The organism is Effusibacillus lacus (assembly GCF_002335525.1).
In the GTDB taxonomy this organism is placed as follows: Bacteria; Bacillota; Bacilli; order Tumebacillales; family Effusibacillaceae; genus Effusibacillus; species Effusibacillus lacus.
Genome location: NZ_BDUF01000060.1, coordinates 25,908 through 41,396, shown reverse-complemented (window position 1 = coordinate 41,396; position 15,489 = coordinate 25,908). Strand labels below are relative to the sequence as shown.

Here is a 15,489-nt window from a genome sequence, read left to right as displayed (position 1 = left end):
AAATCCGTTTCGATCCGACGCATCTCGAATTACTGGATTTCAAAGACTTTCGTCAGTCTCGTCAATTCAAACAGTTCTTTGACGGTGCCTGCAAGACCTTTGATCACCACGCCACCCTTGTTTTGCAGAGCTCTCTTCTGCAGAGCCACCAGTACCCCCAAACCGGAACTGTCGATATAGTCGACATCCGACATATCGATGACGAAACGCCTTAGCCCTCTTTCCACGTGTTCCAAAAGCCTTTCCCGGAGCACCGTGGCTTCCCCCACATAAATACTTCCCGTAAGGATGACAATAACCTGATCATTGGTGACTTTGATATCCTTGATCATAATCCGCTCCCCTTTCTCACCCTGTTAAAGCTTAAAAGTTTCAACGGCGGTTTTGTGTTCAGTTGCCATCGCACTCGATTCCAGGGAGGCCGCCGCAATTGTTTCCACAGCGGCAGACGTTTCTTGGGTGGATGCCGCCACTTCTTCCGAACTGGCCGCCGTAGCTTCAATATTGCTGGCGTCCCCCCCTCTTCCACCTCGATGCGGCTTTGCTGCATGGCCTGAACCGCATTCGCGGAACTTCCCAGTATTTTTTGAACAAGCCCGGTTACCTCGGACGCGTCCTGGTTGGACTGTTCGGCCAATTGGCGAACTTCGTCCGCCACCTCACTTTAGGACTTTTCAGAGGCGGCGTTCTGTGCGAAACCGCATGTGTCCCCGGCAGTTGTCGTAATTTTTTTGACAAGCAGGACCTGGTTGCCCTTCGCATTGAACCTGATTGCATCAGCGGCACATTTCATAATGAACAATCCGCGGTCCGATTCTTTCAGCAGATCGCTGTCTGACAAATAGTCTTCGAGAGCGGCTCGTCGGAAATTGTTCAATTTCAGCAGCGCTTCTTTTACTGGAAACCCCGGACCTGGATCTTTGACTCTGACAATCAGTCGTTTCCCGTGAAAAACCTCCAGCTTGAGGGTTACGGATCCCCCGTTTCCAGCGACACCATGCTTGAAAGCATTGTTCACAGCTTCGTTTACGGCAACCACTATCAAAGAATTGCCATCAGATAAAGTTTGTTTGATATACTCTCCAACGAAGGATCTGACCTGTTGAAAGCCCTCATAATCGTTGAATGTGAATGCAACGATTGACTTTTTCATTGAGTCACCACTCCCGTCAGGTGTATGACTTCCACATGTCATGCCAGTTTGATGCAGACGGCTGTTGCATCGTCACTTGCTCTTTTGGATAACTGCTCAAGCATACTGACGCTCGCTGAGAAATCCGTAAACCTTTGATCGTTTTGCACCGGCAGCAGATCGAGCAAACCGTCGCTCATGAAAAAGAAAGAATCCCCCGACCGGTATGGGAATACATGTCTCTCGTACTCCACATCCTCAAACAGGCCGACAAATGTGCCAGGCAGCTTCATCACTCTTTGGTTTTGCGAAGACAAAACCAGAAAGTGATTAATCCCTCCGGCAACGCATGTAAGCGTTTTTTGCGAAAAATCAATTTCAAAACAGATGACCGCCGCAAAAGAATCTTCCACAAAATAAGACATCGATTTCCTGTTCATCCAGGCCAGTTTTTTGTCCAGCGGCATGTTTCTCTCCGCAGCTTCGTTAAACAGCACTTTCAAGGCGGAATTTTGCAGGGCCGGCGCCAAACCGTGGCCCATCACATCGATCACGCAGCCGATCAGTACGTTTCTGTTTTTGTTCCACCTGAACTCGTACGAATCGCCGCTCAGGTAATAGGCGGGCCGGTAAATGGTCTTGAGCGTGATTCGCTCGTCCGCAATGTCCTGTGGCAAAAACTTCCTTTGAATGGTCCCTGTCAGAATCACGTCTTTTTCAAGCCGTTTCCGCTCCGTTATGTCACTGAATACTCCTATGTAGAATGTCACGTTGTCCGATGAGTCCTTAATGGCGTTTATGGTAAGGTTCTCCGCATAAATCTCACCGTTTTTGCGCCGGTTCCAGATCTCCCCCTTCCACTGGCCGGTCTCGCGGATGGAGGCCCACATGGTTTGATAGAAGGAACCCTCATGCCGGCCGGATTTCAAAAGCCTCGGAGTTTTGCCGACCACTTCTTCCGGACTGTAGCCGGTTATTATGGTAAAGGCCGGGTTGATTGACTGAATGATTCCGCGTTCGTCGGTAATCATTACTCCTTCGGTCAGATTTTCAAACATCTCTTCGGCAAGTTGCAGTTTGTCTCCCGCCAGCTTGCTCTCCGTAATGTCGCGCCAGATTGCAACAATCCCCTTGCGTCCGCCGTCAGGATGAAACACGGGCGTTTTGACCACGGAGAAAAACTGGAATGTCCCGTCCGGTTTCAAGACAACACGCTCGAAATTCCTGGTTTCGGCTGCTCTCCATGTTTGTTCGTCGGTATCCTGACAGGCAAGCAGCATCTCGTGAAAAATATTCTGCGGGTCGCAGATCTCCGAAGCCCTTTTCCCCCTGTAACCGACTTTTTCAAGCTGAAAGAAGCGCAAAGCGGCCTCATTGACCTCCAACCACCGTCCTCTTCCGTCTTTTAAAATCACCATATCCGGCAGAGCATTAACCATAATACGCAGCCGTTCCATCTCAGTCAACGCGCATTCACCCCCCGCCTCGTTCAGTCATTTGCACTCCCCCCCTTTGTTGACGCTGCCATCAGTCTTTCGAACGATGAGACCGGCACCGGTCGGCTGAACAGATACCCTTGCATTTCATCACACTTCTGTTTCAGCAGGAATGCTTGTTGAACAGGGGTTTCCACGCCTTCGGCAACGACTTTCAGATTCAGACTGTGCGCCAGTGTGATGATGGCCGTGACAATGGCTGCGTCGGATAGATTGGTGTCGATTTCTCGGACAAAAGAACGGTCAATTTTTAACGTGTCGATCGGAAACTTCTTCAGATAGCTGAGGGAAGAGTAGCCCGTTCCAAAATCGTCAATCGAAATTCGGACTCCCAGTGTTCTCAATTCATTGAGCGTGGCAATTGTCCGGTCCGCATTTTCCAAGGCGATGCTCTCGGTAATTTCCAGTTCCAGATATTCGGGATCCAGTCCCGTTTCGTGCAGCACCCGCGCCACCGTTGCCACCAAATCCGTTTGCCGGAACTGACGGGCTGACAGATTGACCGCCACCCGAAGAGGTGAAAAACCGGCTTGCTGCCAGGCTTTGTTTTGTTTGCATGCGGTGTGCAGAACCCACTCCCCAATCGGGATAATCAATCCCGTCTCCTCTGCCAGAGAAATAAATTCTGCCGGTGAAACCGTCCCCAAATCAGGGTGCTCCCATCGGATGAGGGTTTCCATGCCGACAATTTGACCTGTTTGCATATCCACCTTCGGCTGGTAATAAAGGACAAATTCCTGACGATCCAACGCTTTGCGCAAATCGGTTTCCAGCGCCAGCCGTTCGAACGCTTTCGAGTTCATCTCCGGTGTGTAAAACTGATAATGGCCGCCGCCCAGTTCCCTGGCGCGGTACAAGGCCGTATCCGCATTTTTTAACAGTTCCTCCATATCCTTTCCGTCAGCCGGATACAAACTGATCCCCATGCTCATGGAAGTGAAAATTTCCTCACTTCCACAGATTAGAGGTTCTTTAAATACCTCGGCAATGTGCCGCACCCTCCTCACCACATCTTTTTCACTCGTAATCTGCGTCAATAGCAGGGCAAATTCGTCTCCGCCCAGACGGGCGACAATGTCCCCGTCACGTACACAGCTTTTAAGCCGTTCGGCAACCCCTTGCAGCAGCCGGTCGCCGGCAGAGTGACCCAAACTCTCGTTTATGCCCTTGAAACGATCCAAATCTATAATCAGGACAGCCAGCATCTGGTTTTGCTGTTTGGCATGGTCCAGTTGGGAAGTCAGATTCTGAAAAAACGTACGGTTGGGCAGTCCGGTCAGAGTGTCATGATGGGCCTGGTACACTATCCGTTCTTCATACGATTTTCGCTCGGTAATATCCGTGAAGGTGGCGGCATAGTGCGTAATTTTGCCCATTTCATCCGACACGGCGCTGATCGTCAGCCATTCCGGATAAATCTCGCCGTTCTTGCGGCGGTTCCAAATTTCTCCTTCCCACTTTCCGGTCTCATGGATCGACGCCCACATGCTGATGTAAAATTCGGCGTCATGACGTCCGGAGTTCAGGATGCGCGGATTTTTTCCGATCACCTCTTCCGGGCTGTAGCCGGTAATTGCGGTAAACGCGGGATTTACCAGTTGAATGCTGCCGTGTATATCTGTAACCACAATACCTTCGACTGTGTTTTCAATCACCTTGGACACCAGGTGCAGTTGCTCTTCAACTCTTTTCAGCCGGGTGATGTCTAAGATAACTGCAGCGCAATGAGTAATGGATCCCGCTTCATTCCGAATCGCGCTGACGGTAACCCACGTCGGGTAGATCTCTCCATTCTTGCGGCGGTGCCAAATTTCGCCCTGCCACTTTCCGGCATCGTGAACAGTCGCCCATATGTTGGCGTAAAATCCGGCACCCTGTCGTCCGTATTTCAGGATGGGCGGTTTTTGACCGATCACTTCTTCCGCGCTATAGCCAGTAATGGCAGTAAACGCGGGATTCACAAGTTGAATTTTGCCGGTCGCATCGAGAATGACTACCCCTTCCGACGTGGTTTTGTACACCTGGATGGCGAGCCGCAACTCTTCCTCACTCAGCTTGGACTGTGGGGTTCTTCGCAAAACTTCCATAACAAACTCTCCTCATTGGCACTGAATGAACGCAAACTGTTTCTGCAATTTGTTCTTATTGTAAGTTCAGAGTACATAATGGAAAAAAATTGCGAAAATAAGGGAATTCCCCGATAAATATCGGGAAATTCCCCGATATTTGTCGAATCCCTGATTTGCCGCACTTCCTCAGGTTTGCCACCAAACCGCCAAATGTGAACAAATTGTTTTTTTATAAAAAAAACCGGTGATGTCTGACACCACCGGCAAGACAACTATCTGCGCTCATGAATCTCATTCAGAATCGTTTCCGCAAACTCTTCATACTTAAAGCTTCCTTGGTCACCGGCGCCCCGTTTGCGTACGGATACAGTTTCGTTCTCCATTTCCTGCGCCCCCACCACCAACATGTAAGGAATCTTATGCAATTGGGCGTCACGGATCTTGTACCCGATCTTTTCGTTCCGGGTATCAAGCTCCACACGAATTCGCTTGCGCTTCAGGTATTCATAGACCTTCTGTCCATATTCTTCAAACTGTGGTGAAATGGTGAGTACCTTGGCCTGCACGGGAGCCAACCAGGTAGGGAATGCTCCTTCATACACTTCAATCAGGTAAGCGGTCATTCGTTCCATGGTACTCAGGATTCCCCGGTGAATCACAACCGGTCTGTGCATCTTTCCGTCTTCGCCTACATATTCAAGCTCGAACCGTTGTGGGAGCAAGAAGTCAAGTTGAACGGTGGACAGGGTCTCTTCTTTGCCGATGGCCGTTTTCACCTGCACATCCAACTTGGGTCCGTAGAAAGCAGCTTCCCCTTCCGCTTCCCGATAGGAAAGCCCCATCTCGTCCATGGCCGCTTTCAGCATGGACTGCGCCTTTTCCCACATCTCGTCGTCCTGGTAATATTTTTCCGTGTTGTTGGGATCCCGGTAGGACAGACGGAACCAGTAATCTTCAATCTTGAAGTCTTTGTACACCTGCAGGATCAGTTCGACCACTTTCTTGAATTCCGACTGGATCTGGTCGGGGCGGCAGAAAATGTGGGCATCGTTCAGGGTCATGGCCCTGACGCGCTGCAATCCGGAAAGTGTGCCGGACATTTCGTAGCGGTGCATGGTTCCAAGCTCCGCAATCCGCAAAGGAAGATCCCGATAGCTGCGCAGTTCGTTCTTGAACAGCATCATGTGGTGCGGGCAGTTCATCGGACGCAGGACCAACTCTTCATTATCCATCTTCATGGGCGGATACATGTCCTCATGATAGTGGTCCCAGTGCCCGGAGATCTTGTACAGTTCCACGCTTGCCATATGGGGTGTATATACATGTTCGTATCCGAGGCTTTCTTCCAGATCGACAATATACCGTTCGATAGTCCGGCGTATACGGGCACCATGGGGCAGCCATAGGGGCAATCCCTGCCCGACTTCCTTGGTTAGGGTGAACAGTTTTAATTCTTTGCCGATCCGCCGGTGGTCACGGCGTTTCGCTTCCTCCAGCCGGTGCAGATGCTCGTCCAATTGAGCCTGTTTAGGCCAAGCTGTGGCATAGATACGCTGCAGCATTTCGTTTTCCGCTTTGCCCCGCCAGTAGGCGCCGGCAATCGACAGCAGCTTGAAGGCCTTGATTTTGCCCGTGGAAGGGAGGTGCGGTCCGGTGCACAAGTCGGTGAATTCACCCTGATGGTAAATGGAGAGAACCGTATCTTCAGGCAGATCGTTGATAATCTCCACTTTGAACCGGTCGCCACGCTCATTGAACATCTTGAGCGCGTCTTCCCGCGAGATTTCTTCCCTGCGAATCGGGAGATCTTCGCTGACGATTTTTTGCATTTCTTTTTCAATCAGCGGCAGATCGTCAGGAGAAAAGGAACGGCCGGAGAAATCATAATAAAAACCGTCTTCGATCACAGGGCCGATGGCAAACTTCACGTCCGGCCACAGACGGGCAACTGCCTGCGCCATCAAATGAGCACTGGAGTGACGAAGCGTCTCCAACCCCTCCGGATCCTCATAGGTAAACAGCTCAATCTTGCAATCTTCCGTTACTGGAGTGGTGAGGTCCACCAGTTTGCCGTTGATTTTCCCCACAACCGCATTTTTCTTCAGGTGTTGCGACAGAGATGCCGCAATCTCGAGCAAAGTGGTTCCGGCAGCGTAGATCTTGACAGAACCGTCTTTCAGCTCGACTTTTACTTCTTTTTGCACATCGACTGGCATGTGCGAACCCCCCTTTGGTCAAATCTGTTGCTTGGAAAAATAAAAAAACGCCTCCCCCCTGCCAATCTGCAAGGACGAAAGCGCTAGCTTACGTGGTTCCACCTTGTTTCGATCCGGGTACTTCCGGATCCTCATTCGGCCTGTAACGCAGGCATACGTCCCGGAATACTGATCGTTCCTCCAGGAAGCTGCAAGGGGGTCGTATATTTGCCGTTATCGCAAGGGAGCTTTCAGCCTGCGGCTCCCTCTCTCTGGGCGTCGTACAAATACCGCTGTCCTCGGTCATCGCCGATATAGGTTAGTTTGTAATGCAATCATGATAAATGGATCACTTGGAATAGTCAAGGGGAAAATGGCCGTGCTGCTCCCAAATTTTCATGGGTGCCTGGCAGAGGCTGCATCCTTTGCAGAAATTGACCCGATCCTCAAAGACTCTTTTGACAGTCTCCACCAGAACCTGGTCTTCCGTTTTCTGTACAGGCACATGAATCAGGACATTCGATGGCGCCATGGTGATCAGAGTGGAAATCAACATGTCTTCCTGTTGCAAATCACCGTCAATCAAATCTTCGGCGAAGTGATTTAAGTCTTCGTCCGTAATTTGAAACCCGTCATGGTCAACCAACCGGGGCCAATCCTGGTCCATAATCAGATGGATCAGGGGAGAACGGGGCGGCTGTACGCTTAGAAAGTGCCTCAGCAACTTCACAAACTCCTGGTATTCACGATCCATCAGATATTCATCAATCACCTGCTCGATTGCTTTCAGCAGATCCTTCTCGTACAAGCGCAGCCGGAACCTGACCAGCCCTTCCCAATTCAGAATGGAATGTACCTTAAGGTCCTGCAGAATCTCCTGTTCCATTTCCAATTTGCGCAAGAGTCGGGCGCCGTACCGTCTGAACAAGGACAAGTATTTGACTGCATTGCCGCTGAGGTACTCCACTTCATCCGAGTCATAATATGGATATTCTTTTGCAATCTGTCTTCGGATCCAATTCCGTTCCCAAAATTCCGTCAAAAAATCCGTAAGTGCCCTTGCCAATGAGATTTGAACCTTGTCACTGTCCTCTTTGCTCATCCACTCTACCGTATAATAACAGACACTTCCCAGTCTGCATCTGCCCGTTGTGATTTTGATGCCTTCGATTCTCAATTCCTGCAGGCCCTTGTCAATATAAGAAGCAAGCTGATCTAACTGCTTCGCAGCCCCGATTGCGTACCGATACAAAACATTCACCCTTTCATTGGTCGAAACCGGCTCCAAAGGTGTTATACAGTATATGTTTTGACCGGAACGGTTATACAGGGGCGGTTTGAATGAAAGGTTGTCTTGTCACCCATAAAAACAGGCATTTATACGTATTGTTTAATGATAAAGGTTATAAACACATGAAAGGGGCTGGCTTACCAAATGAACAATCCCTATGTTATAAGGCCTTTTAATCAAATTGGCAAAAGGGCAGAATTTTACTGCATCCATTGCGCTCAAACCCACCCCAAAACAGATTCCGATGATATTTTCAAAACCGGATTTCGCTCGTTCCCAACCGGAGAAACGTATCCGCTCGGGATTTGCAAGAAAAGTGAAACTGTCTCACAGCAATCCCAAAAAGCAGAAGACTGCATCGCTTAGCAAAACAAATCCCTTCACGGCAATTCAAGCCATGAAGGGGTTTTTTAATGGACGGGAAAGTCACGTCGAGCTACAAGTAAGGCAGCCTTTGATTTTGCATGGATAGATTAAACTCCATGCAGCCTTTTGAAAGCTCTAAGCACATTTGAGAAGTCTTTCCGATGTAATGTTCCCCGTTATGGAAGCGAATCGTTTATATTGAGAGGAAGTATTGTGCTAATTTCAGCCCAAGAAGGAACATCCAAATTAGCTGTTCTCCAATGAAAAATAGGAATACGATCTGGAAATCGAGGATTCGGTTTTGTTATTTTAATTGAAATGGCAATAGCTCGTCCACTATCAGTAGTCATAATAAGAGCAGGCCGTATTTTTCCGGTCCGCCCTAAATGATTTACCTGTCCTGGTGGATATGGAAAGTAGATGTCATATATTTGTCCTGGTTTCATTTAATCACGCAACCATGCTTTCGCAACTTGTCTGTGCGCTGGATTGTTGTAATCGATGTTAACTGCACCATTATTATCTACTTGTAGAACATTGTCATTCGCTAATAACCGATCAATGTTGATTCCGGAGGCAAATTGTTGATTCATGCGACCTGCACGTTGAGTTGCACCTTGTCTTCTCCTTACTAAAGTGCTTTTAGAATTAGGAGCAGAGCGCTTCGGAGTTCTTAACATTTTTCTCCCTCCTTTTATCTCACTCGCACCACCACATAATAGTAATAGTATATGCAACTGGTGTCAAACCTAACACTTGCCGTTCCTCAATCAGGTCAGTATATGTTGAAGAAATGAACACTTGAAGCTTTTTCCGCAAGCTTTATTCCCCCTATAAAGTGGCATCTTTTGTAATATGTTCTACCATTTCATTGACAATCCTTTTTATTCGATCCTCAAACTAAATCATAGGGGGATGTGCCATTCCCACTCAAAACCCTATATATCAACGTTTATCGACTCCGTATAAGTTCCACTAGAGGTTTTACACAAAATTGGACTTGATCTCTTGCTGCGGACGGCTATTGTCCCTCTTTGAAATTTTTTTCATCAGTCTCTGTCAGGTTATTTCTTGACAAGTAACCGGACAGTATCTTCCAGAACTCGTTCAGCTTCCAGTTTCAGGCTTTCAGATGTACGGTTAGAAATGGGATGAAAGACTTCAATCAAAGGATAGTCCTCGTAACCATGCGCTTGCGCCATGATTCTTCCCTGCGTCATAAAAACTTGGGTACAAAAAACCGCTGTGGGAATCCCTAATTTTTCAAAGTAAATTCCATCAAGCACACTGCTTGAACTGCAGGATCCTCAGTCACCTACTCCCGCAATCACTGCATGACAAGAGCGAAGCTGCCACAAAACTTCATTTTGCAGCGGTAAAGACGGATTGCTTTTATCGATCCACACAATCTGTTTTACCGGATAACGACTTTGAATTTGTTCACACAACCATTTCAAAAACACATCTGAATTTCTTTTTCCGTTGTTAATGACTGCAATCACTTTATTCTCAAGACTCTCCAGACGCTCTGCCATACTGCTCCCAGATTCTGAATTGTTCTTTTCGTTCGATTCGTGTGCAGGATGTAACACCACAAATTGTCCATTCATATTCCACTTCTCTCCTCGATATGTTTTTGCGCCTCATGTGCGGCAACTCCCCCGTCGTTAGTTGCAGTTACCACCTGGCGCAATTGTTTAACCCTTACGTCTCCGACTGCAAAAATTCCCGGCACTGCGGTTCGCATTTTTTCATCTGTTATGACATACCCGTTCTGATCAGTGATTCCAAGCCCTTCAACACACTTTGACAACGGATCAAGTCCCACATAAACAAATATCCCGTCACAAGGAAAATCCAACTGTTCTCCTGTTTCTACATGTTCAACCAATACCGATGAAACTGTATCTTGCCCCCGTATTTCTTTCACAACATAGTTCAGCATGAAACTGATTTTGGGGTTGTGGATCGCTCTCTGCTGTAAAATCTTCTGTGCACGCAGTTTGTCCCGTCGGTGAATGATTGTAACTTTACGAGCATATCGGGTTAGATAGATCCCCTCTTCCACTGCGGAATCTCCACCGCCCACAACCACAATCTCTTTATCTTCAAAATAAGCCCCGTCACAAATGGCACAATAGGCTACTCCTTTTCCCGTTAATTCTCGCTCTCCCGAAACTCCCAGTTTTCTATGTTCCGTACCGGTAGCCAAAATGACTGTTTTTGTCAGGTACTCTCGTTCTGAAGTTTTAACCCTTATATAAGTTTCTTCCTGTTTGATCTGTAGAACCTCACCATACGCATATTCTGCTCCAAATTTCTTCGCTTGCTGGAAAATCCGGCCTGACAATTCGGGACCGGAGATACGTTCATACCCTGGGTAATTCTCGATCTCTTCCGTGTTCATCATCTGCCCGCCCGGAGTGTTCTTTTCTATAATCAGGGTACGAAGATTTGCTCTTGCTGCATACAAAGCGGCTGTCAAACCGGCAGGTCCCGCCCCTACCACGATCACGTCATAATCTTTTTTCTCATTCGACACTACCGGTTTGGAGATCGCCGTTTCTGGAAATACAATTTTCTTAGTAACCGCCGCTGTCTGCCGAATACTCCCCCACCCCGGTATAAAGGCGGAGAACCGTCCTGCCTCTCCCCCGCCTGTAATTAGAAGAATATCATCAGGACTCGGTACCGCCCTCATTTTTTTATCCGCTTCCCCTGCAGGCAGTTCCATTTGAAGTCCGAACCTGTAATTGTCGATTTGTTTCCTGTATGCATGTTCGAACAGAAATTGTTTGATCCGCTGTTTCTCCCAACCATGTTCCATAAGAGTAGCAAGATGTTCGGGGCACAGTATCACCACACACTGTGTGTCCCGCTGCATGTTAAAAGTAGCGATGGCGGACATACGGTCGGCAATCGACATCAGGATTCCTTCAGGTGTGCTGGCTACATGATTGTAAATCTGGTTGGGTCCTTCAGCAGCAAAGACGGTTACGGTACTCTCTTCTCGCTTGAATCCTCTTTCCACATGTAGCGGCGTCCATCCCTCCGGTTCGGCTTCCGCCACACAAAAGCTGATTTTTCCCGGATGTCCCAATGTGGTCTGGTCAAAATCGGATGAACGTCCCGCATTTAACAGCGCCAATCTGACGGCCCGTCCAATGGTTGCATTGGGCCTAACTCCCCCGCTCATTAGATTTTTGCCTGTGTTGAAACCCAATTGTCTAATAACCGGTCCGTTAATAATTAGCAGAATAGCGGCCCCTCCCGTGCTCGCCGTTGGCCCGTGAACACCAAAAGCCGGATCCAGAACCGCTTTTATGGCGGCCGCTACCACCGGCATATACGAAGGGAGACAGCCTGCCATCACTGCATTGATGGCCGCCTTCTCGGCTGTAATTTCAAGATTTCTCTCAGGAATGACCCCAAGTACTTCGTCCCCTCGCAATCCCCCTCCTCTCAGCATTTCAGTTACTTTCTCCGGAGTTGGCGGTATAATCGGCAGCCCGTCCGTCCATCCATTTTCAAAAAAGTACTCGATCGCATCATCCGAAGCTCCAAACGTAATTTGACTGGATGATAATTTTTCCATAAAGCCTAGCTCCCAGTAAATAAAATCAGCAAATATTGTTTGTTTTTTTAGTTTACTCGGAGTAAAATATCATGTAAAACGAAATATAAAGATAACAAATATCATAAATTATGATAATAAAAGAGGATGGAACCTTCATGCTTGAAAGCAGCGATCTGAGAATTTTCCAAATGGTAGCTCGTGAAGGTAGTGTTTCAAAAGCTGCACAAAAACTGCAGTATGTACAATCCAATGTTTCCGCAAGAATTAAACATCTGGAATCTTCACTTGGAACCTCTTTGTTTTATCGTCATAAAAAAGGGGTTACCTTAACTGCGACTGGTAAAATTTTGCTAACCTACTCCAATCGGATTCTGTATCTCCTGAAAGAAGCGGAAGCCGCATTGACTGCCCCCGATTCTCCCCGAGGTTCCCTGAGTATTGGAGCAAAAGACTCTACGGCTGCCGTTAGGCTACCATCCATCCTAGCTCGTTATCGAAAGCGGTTTCCCGAAGTGGACTTGTCTCTAATGACTGGTACGACGGAAGAAATTGTATCGTCTCTACTGGAGTATCAACTGGACTGCGGAATTGTGGCAGGCCCGGTTCACCATCCCGACCTTGTTCAGGAAGTAATTGCTCAAGAAGAAATTGTTTTGGTCTCAGATTTGGAAACTCCCCCGGTCAGACGATTAAGGAACTTGAAGCGACCTTTGTTTCTGGTTAATCGGAAAGGATGCGCCCACCGTTTCTTGCTTGAACAATGGTTAAGGGATGAGGGGATTCCGGCTAAATTCATGGAATTTGGCGGAGTCGAAACCATTTTGAAAAGTGTCCGGGCAGGTCTGGGATATACTTTGACTTCCAGAACCGTTGTTCAAGAGAGTGAGATGGATCAAGCGGTCAAGTGCCATCCTGTACCCGAAAAATATTCATCTCTTCCTACTGTTTTGATCCGGAGACAAGATGTTCAATTGAACAGTACTCTTAAAAGCTTTCTGGAAATTATCCAAGAGGATTATGGAAAGCAAACGTAACTGTTCAATGAAGCCGGTTTGATGTTGTCGGCCATGTATTTAAAACTCAGTTTTTTAAGTCTGGAGCTTGCCAACTGTTTGGGAATCGTCTGAAAAAACGATTCACATGAATCCGGTAATCCTCAAGCGTTGTCTTGCTCACACCTTGAACCTGTTTCCAGAAAAGAAAATTTCGTAATGCCTCTTCCACGTCATTCTCGATTGATCCACTTTTACTTTTTTTCGCATAAAAAAACCCCTCCTGTAGTTAATCAAAACTACTACGGAGAGGATAACTCCCTGGTGTCTCGCCAGCCTCTAGGGATTAACGTTTTAGTTAGGTTTAGTCACTTTTTGGTGACTTATCGGAAAACCCTGTGTTTAGAGGGTTTTTAGTGTTGGTGCCGGAAGCCGGACTCGAACCGGCACGGGTTATGCACCCGAGGGATTTTAAGTCCCTTGTGTCTGCCATTCCACCACTCCGGCATGTAAAGAACTTCGAAATAAGATATTTTCAGGTACTTATCTCTGTATTATTGCAGACGAACAATCAGAATTAGGGATTAACAGGTATTTATTCTTATCCTTATCAACCAAGACGTGGGTGAAGAACTACAAATAAGAGTTTGAAAAATCCCTATTTCAAAAATAGCCTTATCCATATCGGCAAATAAGTGCCTCAAAAGACCTTATATTTTTCGACAGCCACACTTTCATTTAAAAAAACAAAAAAGCTGGAGGCGCCACCCGGATTCGAACCGGGGGTAAAGGTTTTGCAGACCTCTGCCTTACCACTTGGCTATGGCGCCATGAGGAAACCCATTAAAGCAGAGTGTAGCCTGGAAGCTGGTGCCGATGCTTTAATGGGAACCCAAATAATATCCTGTGGTGGAGCATAGGGGATTCGAACCCCTGACCTTTGCACTGCCAGTGCAACACTCTACCAACTGAGCTAATGCCCCGATATGCCGTGTGCTGCAACCAAACCGCCGTGGTCATCAGCGACAAGTTCTATTATACATAGCCCAAACAGGTTAAGCAAGAGGTGAAATCCACCATCAGTGGCTGCCGCTTACATGGAAGCAACGGATACTGGCAAAATCTCCACATGCTCCTCAAACGCACCGGTAAAACCTTCCCCCCGCTCAATCTGAATCCACTCTCTTCTGTTGCAGTCCAGCATTCGGGTAATATAATCGCACGCGACACGCGGGTCAATCCGATCCCCGCACGTATAGACATCCACACTGGCATATCCGTGTTCAGGAAAGCTGTGTATGGTCAGATGTGATTCGGAGATGATAACCACACCGCTGACCCCGTGGGGAGTAAACTTGTGAAATGTCACTTCCCTGACTTCCGCTCCAGCTTCCAGTGCGGCATTGACCATGACTTTTTCAACCAGTGACATGTTGTTCAGTTTCTCCGGGTCGCATCCCCAAAGCTCCGCAATTACATGGCGTCCCATTGTGTCCATCGCAATTTTCCCCCGTATCAACCCAGATGTTTGTCTTAGTATCTGGCTGGAGTTCGGGGATTAGACTGGAAAATTTATTTAGTTCCCCGGTTCAGAAATCTGTCAATGGCAGTTTGGTGTTCCTCAGAGTTCCAAAGCGCCGCGCAAAGCTTACTTTCAAGATCCATTGCCTCTTCCAGTCGAAGATTGCGGGATTGGCGCAGCATATGCAGGATGCCTTGGACAGCAGCCGGTGAATGAGCAGCCATCTCTTTTGCAAACTTCCAAACATGTGACCAGAATTCCGCATGGGGAGCCACCTCGTCAACCATTCCGATGCGCAGTGCTTCTTCCGGATCCACAATTCTGCCTGACAAAATCAGCCTGAGTGCAGCCTGATACCCGATGGTTCTGGAAAGCAGGGCTGCTCCTCCCCAGCCCGGTGAGATCCCCAGTTTCACCTGGACGAATCCGATGGATGCATGGCTCGAGGCAATCCGGAAATGACAGGCGGCAGCCACTTCCCCGCCGCCTCCCCGGGCGGCGCCGTTAATGGCGGCTATGACAGGCTTTGGAAAGGTGGCAATCCGGTAGAGGATTTCTCTCATTTCGGACCATTTTTTGTACACATCTTCCGGAGTATGAAGGGAATCGTGGAACTCCTTCAGGTCCCCTCCCGAAACAAAGGACCGGTCTCCGCTTCCGGTCAGAATCACAATCCGTATGTCCGGATCCTCTTGTGCCTGCTCCAACAAAGCGGACAAGCTTTCCATGACCCGGGAATTGATGGCGTTGCTTGCTTCCGGGCGGTGAATTTTAATAACGGCAATATGTTCGGATGCTTCAAACATAACAGGGACAGTCAATGGAAAAACCTCCGTTCCTCATGTCTGT

Annotated in this window: 14 protein-coding genes and 3 tRNA genes; 2 read left to right on the top strand and 15 right to left on the bottom strand. The window is 48.1% G+C overall.

Annotation, left to right across the window (positions count from 1 at the left end):
- Positions 1 to 29 precede the first annotated feature (29 nt).
- The 7 genes from EFBL_RS12075 to ytxC all read right to left on the bottom strand — a co-directional run bounded on the left by EFBL_RS12075 (position 30) and on the right by ytxC (position 8,144).
- Positions 30 to 332, bottom strand: coding sequence for an STAS domain-containing protein (locus EFBL_RS12075; protein WP_096182376.1), 303 nt, complete (start codon positions 330 to 332; stop codon positions 30 to 32).
- Entirely contained in the window at positions 329 to 658 is a 330-nt protein-coding gene (locus tag EFBL_RS21895) for a methyl-accepting chemotaxis protein (protein WP_096182375.1), read from the bottom strand. Before EFBL_RS21895 ends, EFBL_RS12075 begins: the two co-directional genes overlap by 4 nt.
- A 6-nt stretch (positions 659 to 664) precedes the next feature.
- Positions 665 to 1,153, bottom strand: a complete 489-nt coding sequence (locus EFBL_RS12065; RefSeq protein WP_165912710.1) for an ATP-binding protein — start codon at positions 1,151 to 1,153, stop codon at positions 665 to 667.
- Positions 1,154 to 1,191: 38 nt separating this feature from the next.
- Entirely contained in the window at positions 1,192 to 2,589 is a 1,398-nt protein-coding gene (locus tag EFBL_RS12060) for a SpoIIE family protein phosphatase (RefSeq protein ID WP_149029962.1), read from the bottom strand.
- A 32-nt stretch (positions 2,590 to 2,621) separates the two neighbouring features.
- The gene (locus EFBL_RS12055) at positions 2,622 to 4,715 is read right to left on the bottom strand and encodes an EAL domain-containing protein (protein ID WP_096182372.1); all 2,094 of its coding nucleotides are present in this window, start codon (positions 4,713 to 4,715) and stop codon (positions 2,622 to 2,624) included.
- Between the two features lie 254 nt (positions 4,716 to 4,969).
- Positions 4,970 to 6,913, bottom strand: coding sequence for a threonine--tRNA ligase (gene thrS / locus EFBL_RS12050; protein WP_096182371.1), 1,944 nt, complete (start codon positions 6,911 to 6,913; stop codon positions 4,970 to 4,972).
- A 328-nt stretch (positions 6,914 to 7,241) separates the two neighbouring features.
- Complete coding sequence (gene ytxC / locus EFBL_RS12045) at positions 7,242 to 8,144, bottom strand: putative sporulation protein YtxC (RefSeq protein ID WP_096182370.1); 903 nt, start codon at positions 8,142 to 8,144, stop codon at positions 7,242 to 7,244.
- A 183-nt stretch (positions 8,145 to 8,327) separates the two neighbouring features.
- Here ytxC and EFBL_RS21890 point away from each other — a divergent pair, with 183 nt between their 5' ends.
- Positions 8,328 to 8,549 (top strand): DUF3973 domain-containing protein, encoded by a 222-nt coding sequence (locus tag EFBL_RS21890; protein WP_131927779.1) that lies wholly within the window; start codon positions 8,328 to 8,330, stop codon positions 8,547 to 8,549.
- Between the two features lie 446 nt (positions 8,550 to 8,995).
- Here EFBL_RS21890 and EFBL_RS12035 read toward each other — a convergent pair whose 3' ends face one another.
- The 3 genes from EFBL_RS12035 to trxB all read right to left on the bottom strand — a co-directional run bounded on the left by EFBL_RS12035 (position 8,996) and on the right by trxB (position 11,091).
- Entirely contained in the window at positions 8,996 to 9,229 is a 234-nt protein-coding gene (locus tag EFBL_RS12035) for a hypothetical protein (RefSeq protein ID WP_096182368.1), read from the bottom strand.
- 384 nt (positions 9,230 to 9,613) lie between these two features.
- A complete protein-coding gene (locus EFBL_RS22075; protein ID WP_424955058.1) occupies positions 9,614 to 10,159 on the bottom strand; it encodes a UGSC family (seleno)protein in 546 nt (181 codons plus the stop codon).
- On the bottom strand, positions 10,156 to 11,091 hold the full coding sequence (gene trxB / locus EFBL_RS12020; RefSeq protein ID WP_231705786.1) for a thioredoxin-disulfide reductase: 936 nt from the start codon (positions 11,089 to 11,091) through the stop codon (positions 10,156 to 10,158). The genes EFBL_RS22075 and trxB overlap by 4 nt, the downstream gene beginning before the upstream one ends.
- A 1,190-nt stretch (positions 11,092 to 12,281) precedes the next feature.
- On the opposite strand from trxB, the gene EFBL_RS12015 reads away from it, so the two are divergent.
- Positions 12,282 to 13,160 carry a LysR family transcriptional regulator gene (locus tag EFBL_RS12015; RefSeq protein ID WP_165912708.1) on the top strand — a complete coding sequence of 293 codons (879 nt, stop codon included), beginning with the start codon at positions 12,282 to 12,284 and terminating at the stop codon, positions 13,158 to 13,160.
- Between the two features lie 378 nt (positions 13,161 to 13,538).
- On the opposite strand, the gene EFBL_RS12010 is transcribed toward EFBL_RS12015, so the two are convergent.
- The 5 genes from EFBL_RS12010 to EFBL_RS11990 all read right to left on the bottom strand — a co-directional run bounded on the left by EFBL_RS12010 (position 13,539) and on the right by EFBL_RS11990 (position 15,461).
- A tRNA-Leu gene (locus EFBL_RS12010) sits at positions 13,539 to 13,625 on the bottom strand.
- Positions 13,626 to 13,874: 249 nt separating this feature from the next.
- Positions 13,875 to 13,948 (bottom strand) — tRNA-Cys (locus EFBL_RS12005).
- A gap of 77 nt (positions 13,949 to 14,025) precedes the next feature.
- Positions 14,026 to 14,101 (bottom strand) — tRNA-Ala (locus tag EFBL_RS12000).
- 110 nt (positions 14,102 to 14,211) lie between these two features.
- Complete coding sequence (gene speD, locus EFBL_RS11995) at positions 14,212 to 14,616, bottom strand: adenosylmethionine decarboxylase (protein WP_096182364.1); 405 nt, start codon at positions 14,614 to 14,616, stop codon at positions 14,212 to 14,214.
- 74 nt (positions 14,617 to 14,690) lie between these two features.
- Entirely contained in the window at positions 14,691 to 15,461 is a 771-nt protein-coding gene (locus tag EFBL_RS11990) for an enoyl-CoA hydratase/isomerase family protein (protein WP_096182363.1), read from the bottom strand.
- Positions 15,462 to 15,489 lie beyond the last annotated feature (28 nt).